The sequence below is a fragment of the Trichococcus collinsii genome, assembly GCF_900107505.1.
Classification (GTDB): domain Bacteria; phylum Bacillota; class Bacilli; order Lactobacillales; family Aerococcaceae; genus Trichococcus; species Trichococcus collinsii.
Genome location: NZ_FNQH01000002.1, coordinates 61,557 through 76,864 on the forward strand (window position 1 = coordinate 61,557; position 15,308 = coordinate 76,864).

Annotated in this window: 16 protein-coding genes; 5 read left to right on the top strand and 11 right to left on the bottom strand. The window is 46.5% G+C overall.

The window, feature by feature from the left end; translation table 11 throughout:
- Positions 1-34: 34 nt before the first annotated feature.
- The 3 genes from glgB to BLV66_RS04630 all read right to left on the bottom strand — a co-directional run bounded on the left by glgB (position 35) and on the right by BLV66_RS04630 (position 4,150).
- The gene (gene glgB, locus BLV66_RS04620) at positions 35-1,945 is read right to left on the bottom strand and encodes a 1,4-alpha-glucan branching protein GlgB (protein ID WP_245826754.1); all 1,911 of its coding nucleotides are present in this window, start codon (positions 1,943-1,945) and stop codon (positions 35-37) included.
- Between the two features lie 516 nt (positions 1,946-2,461).
- Positions 2,462-2,845 carry a (deoxy)nucleoside triphosphate pyrophosphohydrolase gene (locus BLV66_RS04625; protein WP_086987598.1) on the bottom strand — a complete coding sequence of 128 codons (384 nt, stop codon included), beginning with the start codon at positions 2,843-2,845 and terminating at the stop codon, positions 2,462-2,464.
- A 21-nt stretch (positions 2,846-2,866) separates the two neighbouring features.
- Positions 2,867-4,150 (bottom strand): alkaline phosphatase family protein, encoded by a 1,284-nt coding sequence (locus tag BLV66_RS04630; RefSeq protein WP_086987597.1) that lies wholly within the window; start codon positions 4,148-4,150, stop codon positions 2,867-2,869.
- A gap of 337 nt (positions 4,151-4,487) precedes the next feature.
- On the opposite strand from BLV66_RS04630, the gene BLV66_RS04635 reads away from it, so the two are divergent.
- Together BLV66_RS04635 and BLV66_RS04640 are read left to right on the top strand one after the other, a co-directional pair.
- Positions 4,488-5,540 (top strand): inorganic phosphate transporter, encoded by a 1,053-nt coding sequence (locus BLV66_RS04635; protein WP_086987696.1) that lies wholly within the window; start codon positions 4,488-4,490, stop codon positions 5,538-5,540.
- Between the two features lie 13 nt (positions 5,541-5,553).
- A complete protein-coding gene (locus tag BLV66_RS04640) occupies positions 5,554-6,186 on the top strand; it encodes a DUF47 domain-containing protein (RefSeq protein WP_086987596.1) in 633 nt (210 codons plus the stop codon).
- Positions 6,187-6,291: 105 nt separating this feature from the next.
- On the opposite strand, the gene BLV66_RS04645 is transcribed toward BLV66_RS04640, so the two are convergent.
- The 3 genes from BLV66_RS04645 to gloA form a co-directional block, all read right to left on the bottom strand.
- Positions 6,292-7,425 (bottom strand): DUF4349 domain-containing protein, encoded by a 1,134-nt coding sequence (locus BLV66_RS04645; RefSeq protein ID WP_086987595.1) that lies wholly within the window; start codon positions 7,423-7,425, stop codon positions 6,292-6,294.
- A gap of 596 nt (positions 7,426-8,021) precedes the next feature.
- Positions 8,022-8,669, bottom strand: coding sequence for an SGNH/GDSL hydrolase family protein (locus BLV66_RS04655; protein WP_086987593.1), 648 nt, complete (start codon positions 8,667-8,669; stop codon positions 8,022-8,024).
- A gap of 9 nt (positions 8,670-8,678) precedes the next feature.
- Entirely contained in the window at positions 8,679-9,053 is a 375-nt protein-coding gene (gloA, locus tag BLV66_RS04660; protein WP_086987592.1) for a lactoylglutathione lyase, read from the bottom strand.
- A 147-nt stretch (positions 9,054-9,200) separates the two neighbouring features.
- Between gloA and BLV66_RS04665 the strand changes: the two genes are divergently transcribed.
- Positions 9,201-10,049: a hypothetical protein gene (locus BLV66_RS04665; RefSeq protein ID WP_086987591.1), complete on the top strand. Its 849-nt coding sequence runs from the start codon at positions 9,201-9,203 to the stop codon at positions 10,047-10,049.
- A gap of 50 nt (positions 10,050-10,099) precedes the next feature.
- On the opposite strand, the gene BLV66_RS04670 is transcribed toward BLV66_RS04665, so the two are convergent.
- From BLV66_RS04670 to BLV66_RS04680, 3 genes are all read right to left on the bottom strand, one after another.
- Positions 10,100-10,498 carry a cytidine deaminase gene (locus tag BLV66_RS04670; RefSeq protein WP_086987590.1) on the bottom strand — a complete coding sequence of 133 codons (399 nt, stop codon included), beginning with the start codon at positions 10,496-10,498 and terminating at the stop codon, positions 10,100-10,102.
- A gap of 147 nt (positions 10,499-10,645) precedes the next feature.
- Positions 10,646-11,758: an iron-containing alcohol dehydrogenase family protein gene (locus BLV66_RS04675; protein ID WP_176974140.1), complete on the bottom strand. Its 1,113-nt coding sequence runs from the start codon at positions 11,756-11,758 to the stop codon at positions 10,646-10,648.
- 23 nt (positions 11,759-11,781) lie between these two features.
- On the bottom strand, positions 11,782-12,243 hold the full coding sequence (locus BLV66_RS04680) for an S-ribosylhomocysteine lyase (protein WP_086987588.1): 462 nt from the start codon (positions 12,241-12,243) through the stop codon (positions 11,782-11,784).
- A 175-nt stretch (positions 12,244-12,418) separates the two neighbouring features.
- On the opposite strand from BLV66_RS04680, the gene BLV66_RS04685 reads away from it, so the two are divergent.
- Together BLV66_RS04685 and BLV66_RS04690 are read left to right on the top strand one after the other, a co-directional pair.
- Positions 12,419-13,330: an AEC family transporter gene (locus tag BLV66_RS04685; protein WP_086987587.1), complete on the top strand. Its 912-nt coding sequence runs from the start codon at positions 12,419-12,421 to the stop codon at positions 13,328-13,330.
- Positions 13,331-13,354: 24 nt separating this feature from the next.
- Positions 13,355-13,981, top strand: coding sequence for a carbonic anhydrase (locus BLV66_RS04690; protein WP_086987586.1), 627 nt, complete (start codon positions 13,355-13,357; stop codon positions 13,979-13,981).
- A gap of 78 nt (positions 13,982-14,059) precedes the next feature.
- Here the strand turns inward: BLV66_RS04690 and BLV66_RS15565 are convergent, their stop codons facing one another.
- A complete protein-coding gene (locus BLV66_RS15565; protein WP_176974141.1) occupies positions 14,060-14,617 on the bottom strand; it encodes a hypothetical protein in 558 nt (185 codons plus the stop codon).
- Positions 14,618-14,713: 96 nt separating this feature from the next.
- A complete protein-coding gene (locus BLV66_RS04705) occupies positions 14,714-15,238 on the bottom strand; it encodes a transcription repressor NadR (protein WP_086987583.1) in 525 nt (174 codons plus the stop codon).
- Between the last annotated feature and the right edge of the window lie 70 nt (positions 15,239-15,308).

Below are 15,308 nucleotides of genomic sequence, written 5' to 3' on the forward strand. Positions count from 1 at the left end.
TTTCGCCTCCTTATCATCATATCTTTGTGTGGATCTATTTATTAACACCAAAAACGCGTTTCGGTTTGATGAACAAAACTCCTAAAGCAGGTAACGTAAATTCGATCGAGAAAGGTTGGCGATTCATGCCTTCGAGGCTAGTGATCATTTCAGGCAGATTTTCGGTCCAAGTACCACCGAATTCCTTCATTTCCGTATTCAGCAATACTTCATAATGTCCCTCATATGGTACACCCACTCGGAAATTCCGACGTTCTACAGGTGTAAAGTTGCACACGACAATCAGGAAATCACGCGGTTTCTCACCCGTTCTTATGAAGGAAAGGACTGATTCCAAGTTGTTGTCAGCATCGAGAATCTCCAAACCGGTGTTGGCATCATCAACTTCATGTAAAGCTTTCGAATCTTTGTAAAGATGATTCAATGTTTTGATGTAATGCTGGAACTCCGGATTGAACTCGTTGTTCAGGACACCCCATTCGATTTGGTCGTAGAAGCGCCATTCCAGGAATTGTCCGATTTCATTGCCCATGAAGTTTAATTTCTTCCCTGGGTGAGCCATCATATAGGCTTGCAGCGTACGTAAGCCTGCAAATTGTTTATAGCGGTCACCTGGCATTTTAGCCAGCAGAGATTGTTTGCCGTGGACTACTTCATCGTGGGAAATCGGTAAAATAAAGTTTTCATTGAATGCATACATAAATGAGAAAGTGATTAGATTGAAATTGTCTTTCCGGAACAATGGATCCATTTCGAAGAAGCGCAACGTATCATTCATCCAGCCCATATTCCATTTATAGTTGAAGCCCAGACCGCCTGTCTCGATCGGTTTTGTGACATTGGCCCAAGCAGTGCTTTCTTCCGCAATCATGTAAGTATCCGGCTGGCGCTCGAAGACCTTTGTATTCATCTTCTTCAGGAATTCGATCCCTTGGCGGTTATCATTGCCACCGTCTTCATTCGGTGTCCAAGGACCTTCATCATAATCAAGATAAAGCATATTCGAAACGGCATCGACACGGATTCCGTCAAAATGGAACTCTTGTAGCCAGAAAATAGCATTTGAAATCAGGAAACTGTGCACTTGCGCTTTACCCAAGTCAAAATTCAACGTTCCCCAACGGTTGTTGATGGCGCGATTCGGATCAGCATATTCAAAAGTAGGCGTGCCATCGAAATTGGCTAACGCATAGTCATTTTTGCAGAAATGTCCGGGAACCCAGTCCATGATGACCCCGACCCCTTCTTTATGCGCTTCTTCCACGAAATCCCTTAACTCAAGCAAATTGCCGTAACGGGCAGCCACCGCGAAATACCCGGTGATTTGATAGCCCCAAGAAGCTTCCAGCGGATGTTCCATCAAAGGCATGAATTCGATGTGCGTGTAGCCCATTTCCTTCACATATGGAATCAACGTTTCAGCAAGATCCTTGAAGGAATACCAGCTGCCATCATCATGCTTTTTCCATGAACTGAAATGCACTTCATAAATGTTAAGCGGTTTTTGATAGATGGACTTTCTTTTTTTATTTGCGGCCCATCTACCGTCTTTCCATTTTTTCTCAGGCATGTCAAACACGACAGAGGCGTCTTTTGGTGGAACTTCGTACGCAAAAGAATAGGGATCGATTTTATATTTCTTTTTACCGTTTTTGTCCTCGATATAATACTTGTAACAGTCCCCTTGTGCCGCAGCCTCTGTAAAAAGCGACCAGCCTCCGGTTTTGCCGATTTTTTGCATTTCCACGGGTTTCCATTCAGTAAAATCCCCGACCACAGAAACGGTTTTTGCATGGGGCGCCCAAACTGTGAAACGCCATCCTTCAATCCCATTTTCGGTCCGTTGTTTACTTCCTAAAAAGCGGTAGCTTTCAAGATGCTCCCCGATGTTGAACAAATACATCTCTTTTTCCAACTCTTTAAGTATGTTCATTTTTGCACTCATCCAGACACTTCCCTTACAATTATATTGCTGTAACAAAACGATCCAATAATGATTTATTCAATCATGCCAGGTCCTTTCATTAATATATATTCATAATAACATTTTAAAGATGATTTTGCCATAATTCATAATAAATATATTGAAACCTTTTTTTCTGTTTGATAGTAATAATCTATCAGCCTTAATAGTTTTTTTACATAAAAACAACATTGTAAACGCTACACAAATCCAAGACACGAATATCACTATATAGAATCCACTTAAGTCATAAAAATGAACATTCAATTAGATTGTTATGAGAGTAGTTTCAATTAACCCTACTGTCATAATACTTTTTCAGTATCTACTTACAAATAGGAATATGAAAATACACAGACATATATTGTTATTAATTTCACAATTCGGATATTTGTCCCAATAAATAATGTTGACGCTTACATTTACATAGTAAAAAAACCCTGATTTGCAAAGATTGTGGCATAATTTTTACAATTCAGGGTTATTTTTACTTAATATTTACAAACGTTGGACCAAAAGTTCCACCGTGGGCACATCTGCCGGCGCCCAGTCCATCTCAGGCAATTCGGAGATGTTCACCCAACGCATTTCTGTATGCTCAGATAATCGGGGTTCGCCCTCGTATAATTCACAGAGCAACGTCGTCAATTCCACGGTTCCAAAATCATATGGATACTTGATTGTAAGAAGTTTGTCTTTGACCAGTATCCGGCAGGAAAACTCTTCCTCCATCTCCCGGACAAGTGCCTCTCCTGCCGTTTCATTTTCCTCAAGCTTACCTCCAGGGAATTCCCACAGGCCGGCCAATGCTTTACCCGGACCTCTTTTGGCACAAAAAATACTGCCCTCTTTTTCTATTACAGCTCCCACTACTTTGATCATACGGCGATTAAATCCTCCTGATTACAAGAATATTTTATTAATGACCCTTCCATCCGTGGCTTCTGGATATTTCAGTCCAATTGCATGCAGGAAAGTCGGGCCTTCATCTATCAGCCGGCCCTTCTCGACAACTGCGTCTCTGTCGATTCCTGGTCCGGAAACCATCAGCATCGTGGCATATTTTTTCTTTTTTGGACTGAAGCCGTGCGTTGCGCTATGCAATCTTCGATCAGGAAGGTTTTTTGCGGTACTCTCCATGAAAGGATAGTGCACGTCGCTCTCAAAATAATAACCCGCCTTCGCTTCCAGAATGAATAGGCAATTCTCATCCGCTCCCATTTTTCTGGCTTCTGCGGCCGAATGGATAGTTTCGATCCTGCCTTCGATTCCTTTCAACGCATCCAATATCATTTTGTTGGTGATGGTGACATCTTTCCGGTAAATATAGCAAGCTCCGTCCGCCGCTTTTGCCAGCACTTTCCAGTCTTTGATATTCCTTTTGCGATCCAAAGTCTGCCAGCCTTTGTCCAAAAACAGATGATTCGGGCGGATGACTGTATGCGTATCAATCTGATAATGATCGCCCAATACGGCCAACACGGTATTCTCATAGATGTCCATTTCTTTCATCGCTTCGATGATCTGACCGAGGTGGCGATCCATCCGGATGATGGCTTCTTTGGCTTGGTCGCTCAAGACGCCATAATGATGACGCATGCTATCCAGATCAACCAGATGCACAGCCATCAGATCCGGTTGTTTCGTTTTGATCGTGTCAACCGCAATAGCTGTCACAAACTCATCCAACTCCGGTTGGTCAATGCCGTTTCGCAATGAGCTGTATTTTTTGTTCATCTCCAGCGCATATTTCGTGCTGGATGCAAAAGCGGAAACCATCATCTGGTTTTTCCAGGGCCTGTTCGGAAAAATTTCTGCGAGGTTATAATCAATGGAAGGACTCTTCCCCGTCACCGGCCAAAGCAAAGCACATGTTGTATAACCAGCCTTCTTGGCGACATCAAACAACGTGGACTTCTTTATTTCTTTGGCATACCAATACCAATCTGGTGACAGTCTTTCCGGTTGCCGGTGTGTATTGTGGATGATGCCGTGGCGGTTCGGATACATCCCTGTTGCGATAGAAGTATGCGCTACGTATGTCAAAGACGGGTAAACCGACTCCACCTCTTTGACGAGTGCACTTCTGTTCAATATTTCCTGGAAATGGGGCAGCGTCTTGGCAAATTCTAAGTCACTGGCACCAAATGCATCTAACGAAATGATATACAGTTTTCTCTTTACCATATTATTACCCTCCTATCCTGTTATTTTACCATATATTAGATGTTGCATGGATACAGCAAGGTATTTAATTTCAATATTCTTGTGACTGTGGAGGCACGCATTTCGTCACCGTCTTTTTAAAAACATAAACAGCGGGGTTCTTTTCGCTTCGTTTCTTTCAAAATGCTATTCTTTTTTTAGGCAGTTAGGAGTAAAATGGATAATGTGCAATATCTAACAATATAATAGTGGAATCATTAAATTCGCTGACCTCCGCTGCCACATGAGCAGTTATTAGAAAAAGGAAGCGATTACATTTATTGTTTGCGCTATTCAAGAAAGTGTGGAAATGCAAACTATGACAATCACCTTCTCGGATTTTATCGACAGCATCCAGACGAATCCCATCCTCCTGATTATTGTAGTATTGACTTTGGGTGTCATCTTGGTGAACGGCTGGACCGATGCACCGAACGCAATTGCAACTTGTGTATCTACCCGGTCCATTGCTCCTCAGAAAGCCATCCTGATGGCCGCCGTATTTAACTTTTTGGGAGTCTTCGTGATGACCTCCGTCAACGCCACAGTTGCCCAAACGATTGCGAACATGGTCGATTTCGGCAACGACCCAAAACAATCCATCATCGCGCTTTGCGCCGCTCTTTTCGCGATTGTCCTTTGGGCAACGGCAGCTTGGTACTTCGGAATCCCAACCAGTGAGAGCCACGCCCTAATTGCAGGCATTTCTGGGGCTGCGATTGCATTACAGGGAGGCTTCGGGGCCATCAATGGAGCGGAATGGATAAAAGTCATCTACGGTCTGTTCCTCTCCACGATACTGGGCTTTGGCTTCGGTTTTGGCGTATCAAAGCTCACCACTGCCATCTGCAGAAATAAAGCCCGGCAAAAAACGGGACCGTTTTTCCAGAAAGGCCAAGTGCTTGGTGGAGCGGCTATGGCCTTTATGCACGGTGCCCAAGACGGTCAAAAATTCATGGGAATTTTCATGCTGGGAATATTCCTAGGGCAAGGCAACAGCGATACAACCCAATTCATTATCCCGCTTTGGATGATGATTCTCTGCTCATTGGTAATGGCCTTGGGTACTTCGATTGGTGGTTATAAGATCATCAAAACGGTGGGCATGAACATGGTGAAACTGGAAGGATATCAAGGCTTCAGTGCTGATGTCGGTGCTGCAGCTTGCCTTTTGCTCTCATCTATCTGGGGGTTGCCGGTCAGCACCACACATACAAAAACGACTGCCATCATGGGCGTTGGCGCAGCTAAACGGCTGTCTTCCGTAAATTGGATCACCGTCAAAGAAATGGTTTGGGCTTGGGTTCTGACGTTCCCGGGCTGCGGTTTGGTCGGGTACCTGATGGCGCTTATTTTCATGAATATATTCTGAGGAGATTGCAACTATGCTGATGAGAAAAAAAACAAAAGAATATAGCTACTACCAAGAATTCATCGAAGTTTCCGCAATGGCCGTTTCTGCAGCCAAATTGATGACTAGCATTTTGGCTGATTACAATCTGGAGACTTTAGAGGCCCGACTCAAGGAACTCCATGAGATCGAGCATGCAGCGGATCAAAAGAAGCACAAGATGATGAGTTACCTATATAGCGATTTTCTCCCTCCACTCGAACGTGAGGACATCATCGATTTGGCCGGGGAATTGGATACCACCATCGACACGATCGAAGACACGCTCATCCACATCGATATCTACCAGATTCAAAAAATCACGCCGGCAATGTTGAAGTTTATGGAGATAATCGAAAAGAGCGCATTGACCCTGGATGAAGCCATCAATGATCTGAAGAATTTCAAGAAATCAAAAATCATCAAAGAAGCTATCATTACCATCAATCGCCTTGAAAAGCAGGGAGACTCCTTGTACACCCGTTCGGTCAAGAAATTATTTGTCGAACAGAAGGATGCGCTGACGACAATGGCTACGACGAATATCTACGACCGGTTCGAACGGGCTACCGATTCCTTTGAAGCGGCAGCCAATGTCATCGAAAGAATTGTCCTGAAAAATTCGTAGCATTTTGCGGTACCAAGCATTCAGTATCCAAAAAAGCAAAGAAGTAGCCATCGAATCTCAGCGGATTCGGTGGCTGCTTCTTTGTTTCAGGACTATTTGTTAAAGTTACGGTTCCAAGGGGTCTTCCTTGTTGCCCTCTTCAGATTTTATTTCCTTTGTGGCATCGCTTTTTGCGGCCGGAGTTTCCGGCACATCTGCTGCACCATCCTTTGGCGGCACAGGCGGGGTGACAGTCGCTTTCGTTGCTACTACGGTCGTTCCTCCGGGTTTTCTTGGATGGGTCCGTTCAAACCGTTCTTTCCGGCGCTCTTCGATCTGCTTTCTTTCTTGGAGCTGCTTTTCGGCCCTTTGCTTGCCCCAAATCGTTTTGCCGAACAGTTTTTTGATTGCCCACAACAACAGCAGCAACAACAGAACGGCTACGAAGAACGGCATTGCATAGATGAACCAGATTGCTGCATCCTGCAGCCAATAGTAGAAGGAATAAAGCGAATCGATGAACGCATCCTTGACGCGATCCCAGAATGGCGTCGATCCGCCTTGATTGTTCGAAATGCGCGAACGCTCAGAAACCGTCAGATATAAAGCGGTATAGTCGATCAGATCATCGATGTTGTCCAATTCCGACTGCAGCACTTCTCTTTCGGCTATAGCCGCACTGAGGCTGTCCTCGATGGCAAGGATTTCTTCCACTGTCACAGCCTGGTCAAGTAGAGCCAACAGGCGCTCTTCCTTTCTTTGCAACACGCTGATGCGGGTAGCCGTGTCCTCATAATACTGTGTTACATCTTCATTGCCTTGCTGTTCGCTGATTTTCGTGCCCAGTCCACCCTCCAGATCATCCAGGAAGGCTGTCACGGAATCTTTCGGAATCCGGATTGTGTAGCTGCCTTGGCGATAATTTTGGGTCAACGAGGAAGGTGTGTAGATCATGTCGCCACCGCTTGATTCGTAGGAATATTCCACATAGGCTCCATATTTCCCGACGATTTCCTTCAGATAAGCGATGGAATCATCATATTTGAGCGTTTCATATGAGAGATGGACGGTGGTGACTACCTTTTCACCGATCAAAAGTCCCGAACCGACTTCCCCATCCATTTTGGATATTTCCGTCGTCACATTGTCTACTCCGGCAGCGTCCTGTTGCGAAACACTCGTTTCTTCAGTCGTTAAGAATGAACAGCCCACTAGTGAGAATGACAGCAGCGAAAGGATCAATAATTTCAGATTTTTCAATTGAGGCGCCTCCAATCTTTCCTAAGTTTCCTACTTAGATTATACCGCATGGCGGCCGCTGCGCCTAATAAAGCCCTTACAGAATTACAGGTCCGGCTATGCAGATTTGACTTGGTCGGAGAACAGCCGGAGAAACCGAGCGCTTCTCCGGTGAAGCTGCTCTGGCCGGAGGAGCCGGCCTATTTTCCGTGTGCTACTCCGGTTAGACTCTCCTCGCCGGAGCTGCCGGTAGATCCGGATGACCTACCTCCGGTGAACCGCCCCTCGCCGGAGCTGGCGGCCTTTTCCCCGGCAACACAAAAAGAAAGGGCCGGAAAGGTAAACACCTAAGTGTTCAACTTTCCGACCCTTTCTTCTGATACGGCATGGGTAAACCCATGGATGGGACTGTTCACAGCAGTCACCATCAAACATCCACATCCTGTGGTTGTGCAAGCACGTATGTCCCGTTTGATTTGCAATCACTATGCCGCTTGCGCGGAATGGGCGAACCCACCTGATTGCTCGTCGCCTCATCGCATGTAAAATATCTTATCATGCAAAATCTAAAAAAGCAAGAGTTTTATTTCGGTTGTAGGCAGCCTGCTGAATAATCCTTATTCTTTGCCGCTATCATCAAATTTCTCCAGCCAAGCATCAGCAATGAGCCTGTGCCCTTTTTTGGTCGGATGGACGCCGTCATTCGATAATGTTTCATATCCCTCTACAGCACCGATTGCATTCAAATCGGCATCCAGCCCGATCCAATCGGCATCGAATTCTTCGGCAAGGCGTTTGACGATTTCCTGTTTCGGGTCTAAATCGACTCGCCAAGTTTTGCGGTCTTCTGGATACGGGAAGACGAACGGCTCCATCAGAATGATCCGTGCATTCGATTTTTTACGCAAGGAAGCCAACAAATGGCGGTAATGCATTTCGAACTGTTCAGCGCCCGCTTCGGTCGCGAAAACACTCTCGTCGCCGACATTATGCCACGTATCATTGATGCCGATCAACATAGTGACGACATCGGGTTCGAGCGAAACGCAATCAGCGTGCCATCTTTCCGCTATATCATGGATTCGGTTGCCGCTGATGCCACGGTTGATCAGCTGGTAGTGTTCGGCATCGCCTCTGTCCGCAAGATCCTTCGCTATCATTGCCACATAGCCTTTTCCCAGCGAATCCGGATTGTTGCGGTTACGGCCGACATCTGTGATGCTGTCGCCGATGAAAAGCAATTTGTGCTTAGTCGTTTTCTCCATAGGTCCGCCCTATCTGTTCTGGATGACTTCAACCTTGTAGCCATCCGGATCGGTGATGAAGTAGTATCTTACGGAAGAATCAGGCAAACCTTTATAGTCGGTCACGTTGAATCCGGCAGCTGCCTGTTTGTCATGCAGGGCTTCAAATTCATCCACTCCGATGGCGATATGGCCATAGCCGTCACCGATGTTATAAGGCTCATGGTCGTAATTGTAAGTCAATTCCAACTCATAGTCATCGCCTTCCAATCCTAAGTAGACGATTGAGAATTTGTGTTCAGGGTAGTCCAGCTTCTTTTTTTCTTGGAAATCAAACGCCCCTTTGTAGAACGCAATCGATTTATCCAAGTGTTGTACGCGGATGCAAGTGTGTAACATTTTCATTAAGTCATCATTCCTCTCATTTATGCTATCTTTATCATACAGAATTATCGGTTCCTTTACAAAAAATTTGTAGCAAAAATAACCTTGCTATATCCTACAAACTGAATTATTCTAGAAGTTAGTTACCAGTGAGAAGGAGAAAACTCAATGAAGATATGTATTTACTGCCATAATCGCATCCCGAAAGAGGCTTTGATCTGCCCGATGTGCGGGTCGGACGTTTCCGATTCGGACGCTATCCAACAAGATGAATTTTATCAATCCACTTTATTCGAAGATAATACGGAAAATTTTGTCGATCTGACAGCAGATGAGGAGGAAGAAGCGGCTGAAACAGCTTCGCGTGCTGAAAAGCAAGCTTTTTCTTTCAATGGCGCAATGAATAAATTCTTCCGCTACGTTCGTTTTTTATGGAAAAAAATGAAAGACCCCGCAGAGACGAGAAAATCGCGCAGAGAAAGCCACAATCTTTACGGCTACTTCACCTTCGTCCTATCGGCATTGCTCTCAGCCGGATTGGTTACGCGGATTGCGGTCGCATTGACTAATCAATATGATCTACTTTCGCAGATTTCATTGCTTCCGACCGTCACTTTCCAGGTCGAACCGGTTGTTTGGTTCATGAAAAGTTTCCTATTGTTCTTAGCACTCTATTATCTGTACCCATTCCTAGCATATCTCATCAAAACATTCTTTCTGCACAGACGCCATGCCTTCCATAACTGGATGACGCAATATGCAGGCATGAATGCTTTCGGTCTGCTGCTATTGGGCACTGCCTTCATGATCAGTCTAATTGCCCCGATTTTGATGGCTGTACCTGTGCTGTTGTTGTTCTTGGTCCATCTCTCCAGCTATCTGGTGACGTTCATCGCCAGCTTGTACCAGACGATCAACGAAACAAAAAGGGATACCCTTTACCTTTGCCTCGGCGGTATCAGCGCACATTTGTTGTTAATGATAACGATTGCCTATGTATTATTCCTGAAAATGTAGCATAAAAACAAGTGCGGCTCACCAGTCAAAGGTGGGCCGCACTTGTTTTTTTACATATTCAAATCGGTAAAGGCATAGGGAACCAACTCTTTGATCGTCAGCTCTATGATTTTCCCGTGCTTGTCGGAAAGGTAGACAGGCGTTTCGTACCCGCACAATTCCACCATCACCTGGCGACAGATACTGCATGGTGGAAGGAAGGTTTCCGTGTCGCCGGCGATTGCGATGGCCGCAACGTCGTCTTTGTGGTAGCCTCTCGTAACGCCAGTGAATAAGGCGGTCCGCTCCGCGCAGTTTGTCGCGCCGAAAGAAACATTTTCCACGTTTACGCCTTCGATCACTTCGCCGTCCTTATAGAGGATTGCCGCTCCCACCGGAAAATGGGAATACGGGCTGTATGCATGTTGCATGGCTGATCTTGCTCTGGACACTAATTCTTCACTGTTCATCGATGATCCCTCGCTTATCATGAATGGGTATTTTTCTGCTCGGTAAATGTTCGTGTTTACAGTATACCGATTATTCCAGATTTTGCCAAACCGGAAAGGTCATCGATCCCTGTTGCCTAGATCCTGCTCAAGCTTTACTCGTTCGGATCAGAGTTCAGGCAAATTCGCCATGTAATCCTCGAGTGCCTGAATCGCTTCCGCCATAAAATCGGCTGTTACTTCGTAAGGCAGTCCGTGCGCCGGTGCTTCAGGTTTGGTCGACAGGCGGGCGATTTCCATGATACCCTCTTCATCCAATCTGCCCAAGTGCAGATCGCGGAGGCTCTTCGGAATGTTCAAGTGTTCATAGAACGGGATCAGATTGTCAATCTCCGCCCATTTCTTTTCATAAGCCAATTGGACCATGATTCCATAGGCAACTTTATGCCCATGCAGGAAATGATGCGACTCCGGGAAGTTGGTGATGGCATCATGGATTTCATGAGCGATGGTCGTCCGCGCAAAAGCATCCCCCATCCCGCCGACCATGCCACTGATGGAAGTGATGACCTCCGTCAGTTTCACAAAAGCTTCGGTCACTTCCCCCGCTTCCAGACTGGCGATCGCCAACTCGGCGTGGTCCAGGATGCTTTGTCTGCAGATGTAAGCAGCTTGGCGCGCCATCATCAGCATCGGTTGTTGGGCATTCTCAGGCAAGGAAAGGATTTCATCCGATTCGTACCATTTGGCCAGCGTATCCGCCAACCCAGCCACAAAAAAATCCTTCGGCGAATCGATGATCAATTTTGGTTCCAGCAACAAAAGTGAAGCTTGTTGCTGGAGGAAATCGTAGCGGATGAACACACCGTCTTCAGTGTACATGACGCTGAGCGGTGTCCATGGCGCGCAGTTGCTCGCCAATGTCGGCACCATTACATTCAAGATCCCCTCCGCTTTAGCTGCTGCATATTTCACAGCATCCATGATTTTCCCGCCGCCGACGCCGATGATCGCATCGCTCTCGTGCTGTACGGCCAATCCGACGATGCGGTCGACTTCTTCATAGCTGCATTCGCCCGAAAAAGCCACTTCGGTGATCGAAAAACCTTTTTGATAGAGCTCTTCAAGGTAGGGACGAGCTTTTTGCCAGGATACGGTCCCGTGCACGATCAAAATATTTTTGACGAAGCGCTGTTCCAATCGTTTCGGCAAAGTAGAGAGGACCCCCGCTCTGCATTCGTATTCTTGCGGACCAGTTCTTACGATCAATTCTTTCGTCATAAACGTCATTCCTCCCAGTATTTCTAGACCGTGCGCGTGAATGGATCACGGCTGATGCCGGCCGCCAACACTTGCTTCGCGTATTCTTGTGCGCCGAACAAGGAATGGTCGCGGTAATTCCCACATTCCTTCGCGGTCGTTGCCGGAACTACTGTCGTTTCCAATACAATCTGCAACACTTTTTCCAAAGCAGAAGCGATTTCTTCCGGAGTGTGTTCACCCCAACAGATCATGTAGAACCCGGTGCGGCAACCCATCGGTGACAAATCGATGACGCCATCGACATAATCGCGGATGTTGATCGCCAAAAGGTGTTCCAACGTGTGCATAGCCCCTGTCGGCAGCGCATCCTGGTTGGGCTGCACAAAACGCAGATCGAACTTTGTGACGATAGCCCCCGTTTCGTGCACTTCATAACCTGCTTGGCGGACATACGGAGCCTTCACCAAATCGTGATCCAATTCAAAACTTTCTACTCTAGCCATCTATATTCTCCATTCTTCAGCTTAAGTGCTGTTGTTTGTTTATGATGCGTACCAATACATTATACTAGACATTTATGAGATTTTCCTTAAAATTATATCACGTGGCGTGTTATTATGTAGGAACAGTAAAAAACTGAAAATTTGTTTTCGCGCATGAAAGGAGTGCTTCGCCACTTTGATAAGTATCGTTTTCCAGCAGTTGCTGACCATGTTCACCATCATGTTTTTTGGTTTTATTCTGATACGTACGAATGTTATCACTAGCGAGGGCACACGCCAGATATCGACCATCCTCTCCTTGTTCGTGATGCCAGCGACCATGATCACTTCTTTCAATGCAACTTTTGACGCACACCGCTTGAAGTTGTTGTTATGGGCGACGCTAGCAGCTTTTCTGACGATTTCCATCCGCGCGTTCATCGTCCGTGTCCTGCTGAAAAAAGAGGACCGCATCGACAAATACGCCACAATTTTCCCGAATGCTGGTTTTATCGGCATCCCCTTGGTACTTGCGACAGTGGGATATGAGGGCGTCTTTTTCATGTCCGGATACATCATGGCAAATAACGTCACCCAGTGGACTTACGGCCAATATCTGATTTCGGGCGACAAAAAGGCGATGACCCTGCGGCAAACCCTTCTCAATCCCGGAATGATCGGGGCTGCCATCGGTTTGTCCATCTACATCAGCCGCCTGCCGATCCCTGATTTTCTCTGGAAGTCCGTTGACAGCTTGGCAGCGTTGAATACGCCGCTGGCCATGATTATTCTCGGCAGCTATATCGCCAACAGCAATTTTTCGGAATTATTGGCTTTCCCGAAAGCGTATTGGACTACTTTCCTGCGTTTGATCGTCACCGCTCTCATCTCAATCGGTGTTATCTATTTGTTGCCGATCAATGACTATATGGTGGAAATCGTCCTGACCATCGCTTCCTGTGCGCCAGCTGCAACAAATACCGCCATTCTTGGCCGTTTGTTCGGTGGCGACTACGAATATGGAGCGAGGCTCGTGGTCCTGACCACTTTACTGTCTTTATTTACAATACCGTTCATCGTGCAATTTGCACAACTGTTGTTCGGATAATCATTTCAGAAAGAAGGTATGCACATGGAAAAGTTACTAGAAGGTATCGTCAATTTCAGAAGAGGGGATTTTGAATCTCATCGAGAGCTGTTCAAGGGGTTAAAAGCATCCCAGAAACCGCATACCCTCTTTATTTCCTGTTCTGATTCACGTATCGATCCAAATATGATCACTGGAACGTTACCTGGCGAATTGTTCATCGTCCGAAACATCGCCAATATTGTGCCGCCTTATCGGATGACTACCGAATACGTGGCAACGACATCCGCCATCGAGTATGCCGTACTCGCGCTCGGCGTAGAGAACATCATCATCTGTGGCCATTCCAACTGCGGCGGTTGTGCTGCTTGCCTGCATCCCGAAGGAAAATTAGAGGAGTTGCCGCACACCCGCAAATGGCTGGAACTGATCCATCCAGTCCGTGACCGCGTCCTGAAGGAAATCCCGGAAACCGAACCTGAGGCACGGGCTTGGATGATGGAGCAAGGCAATGTCGTGGAGCAGCTGAAGCATTTGATAACTTTCCCTTACATAGCCGCAAAAATGAGGGAAGGCAAGCTGAAAATCAGCGGGTGGCACTACATCATCGAGACCGGTGAAGTTTTCATTTACGACCGTGATAAAGGCGAATTTTTGCTGGCCAACGGTTAATAAAAATCGAAGCAAAAAAGGACGCATCCCGCAATTAAAGCCGGGATGCGTCCTTTTCATTTTGATTTCTGTTGCGTTCTATACAGAGCGCACCGGTGCGGCTTTTTTGCCGACCGCTTTCCAGACGATTTGAGCCAACCAATAGTCGACCATGCTGTGGATGACTGTTCCGATGCCGACAAGCAGCATGACAGAAGAGATCAAACCCTTATCGTAATAGGCTTCCGTCAGGTTCCCTGCAAAATAGAACAGGCTCACAACAATGACTTCACAGCCGGCATGCAAAACGCCCAAAAAAAAGCTGAAAAGCAATGATTTTTTTAAATCATGCGCCATTTCCGGGTGCCTTTGGATGTATTTCGCACCGACATACGAAAAAATCATGTGCGTCGCCGCACGCAAGACTACGACCAATGGAAAGCCGCCCAACATGAAGCCGACTGCAGTTCCAAAGGCAACCGCAACAGCGATGCCGGGTGAAAGGAACATGGCGATCATCGTCGCCACATGGCTTGCCAAGGTGAAGGATGCCGGTTCAAGAATTATTTTCAAAGGGGATATCATCGGTATCAGGATCCCTATCGCAATCAGTAGAGCAGCTATCGTAATGTGTTTCGTTTGTGTACGTGTATTCATTTCGCCAATCCCTCCAAAGAAGTATACAACTGTCTTGACAGTTGTAATATATTATATAATCTTTTCAGGCATTGTCAAGCTTATTTTCATGCGTTTTCAACCGGAATAGAGGATGCCGGCTTCCTGCAATTCCTTTTTGATGCGCAGGAAGGTGTCTTCATCCTTGCAGGCAAGTGTATGCAGGTGAACGCCGCCTGTCAGCGAAGACAGCATCGCTGCTTCGTTTGTTGCGATTTTTTTCATGAAATCGATGACATCATGGCGCGAACGGATGTGCAATTCACCGGTCAAGGTGCCATAAACGGGATGCTCTACTTGGACATCCACGACCTCGCCGCCATTGTCCACGATGATATTCAGTTCCGTCACAGTATCGGCTTGCGAGTGCTGGCAGGCAATTTTGCCCGTAAACAGGCTGCCTTCGCTCTTGAATGCATTCGCGGACAGATAGCCCCTTGGCGTTGCCAGGATCTCAATCCCTTTGGCGCGAATCAACGCGATATCGCCCACGATGACCTGGCGACTTACCGACAACAATTCAGCCAGTTGGGTGGCGTTCACCGGTTGGTCGGCGCCCTCCAATAATTTGATGATTTCATTTCGTCTCTCTGCTGCTTTCACAAACCTCACCCTTCCGTAACGCGTTCTCTTCTTTATAGTACCTATTTTTACTCCGGACTGCAAGAATCGA

Coding starts and splice junctions, on each gene's coding strand:
- glgB (WP_245826754.1), bottom strand. CDS start 1,945: ATGAGTGCAAAAATGAACATACTTAAAGAGTTGGAAAAAGAGATGTAT.
- BLV66_RS04625 (WP_086987598.1), bottom strand. CDS start 2,845: ATGATCAAAGTAGTGGGAGCTGTAATAGAAAAAGAGGGCAGTATTTTT.
- BLV66_RS04630 (WP_086987597.1), bottom strand. CDS start 4,150: ATGGTAAAGAGAAAACTGTATATCATTTCGTTAGATGCATTTGGTGCC.
- BLV66_RS04635 (WP_086987696.1), top strand. CDS start 4,488: ATGACAATCACCTTCTCGGATTTTATCGACAGCATCCAGACGAATCCC.
- BLV66_RS04640 (WP_086987596.1), top strand. CDS start 5,554: ATGCTGATGAGAAAAAAAACAAAAGAATATAGCTACTACCAAGAATTC.
- BLV66_RS04655 (WP_086987593.1), bottom strand. CDS start 8,669: ATGGAGAAAACGACTAAGCACAAATTGCTTTTCATCGGCGACAGCATC.
- gloA (WP_086987592.1), bottom strand. CDS start 9,053: ATGAAAATGTTACACACTTGCATCCGCGTACAACACTTGGATAAATCG.
- BLV66_RS04665 (WP_086987591.1), top strand. CDS start 9,201: ATGAAGATATGTATTTACTGCCATAATCGCATCCCGAAAGAGGCTTTG.
- BLV66_RS04670 (WP_086987590.1), bottom strand. CDS start 10,498: ATGAACAGTGAAGAATTAGTGTCCAGAGCAAGATCAGCCATGCAACAT.
- BLV66_RS04675 (WP_176974140.1), bottom strand. CDS start 11,758: ATGACGAAAGAATTGATCGTAAGAACTGGTCCGCAAGAATACGAATGC.
- BLV66_RS04680 (WP_086987588.1), bottom strand. CDS start 12,243: ATGGCTAGAGTAGAAAGTTTTGAATTGGATCACGATTTGGTGAAGGCT.
- BLV66_RS04690 (WP_086987586.1), top strand. CDS start 13,355: ATGGAAAAGTTACTAGAAGGTATCGTCAATTTCAGAAGAGGGGATTTT.
- BLV66_RS15565 (WP_176974141.1), bottom strand. CDS start 14,617: ATGAATACACGTACACAAACGAAACACATTACGATAGCTGCTCTACTG.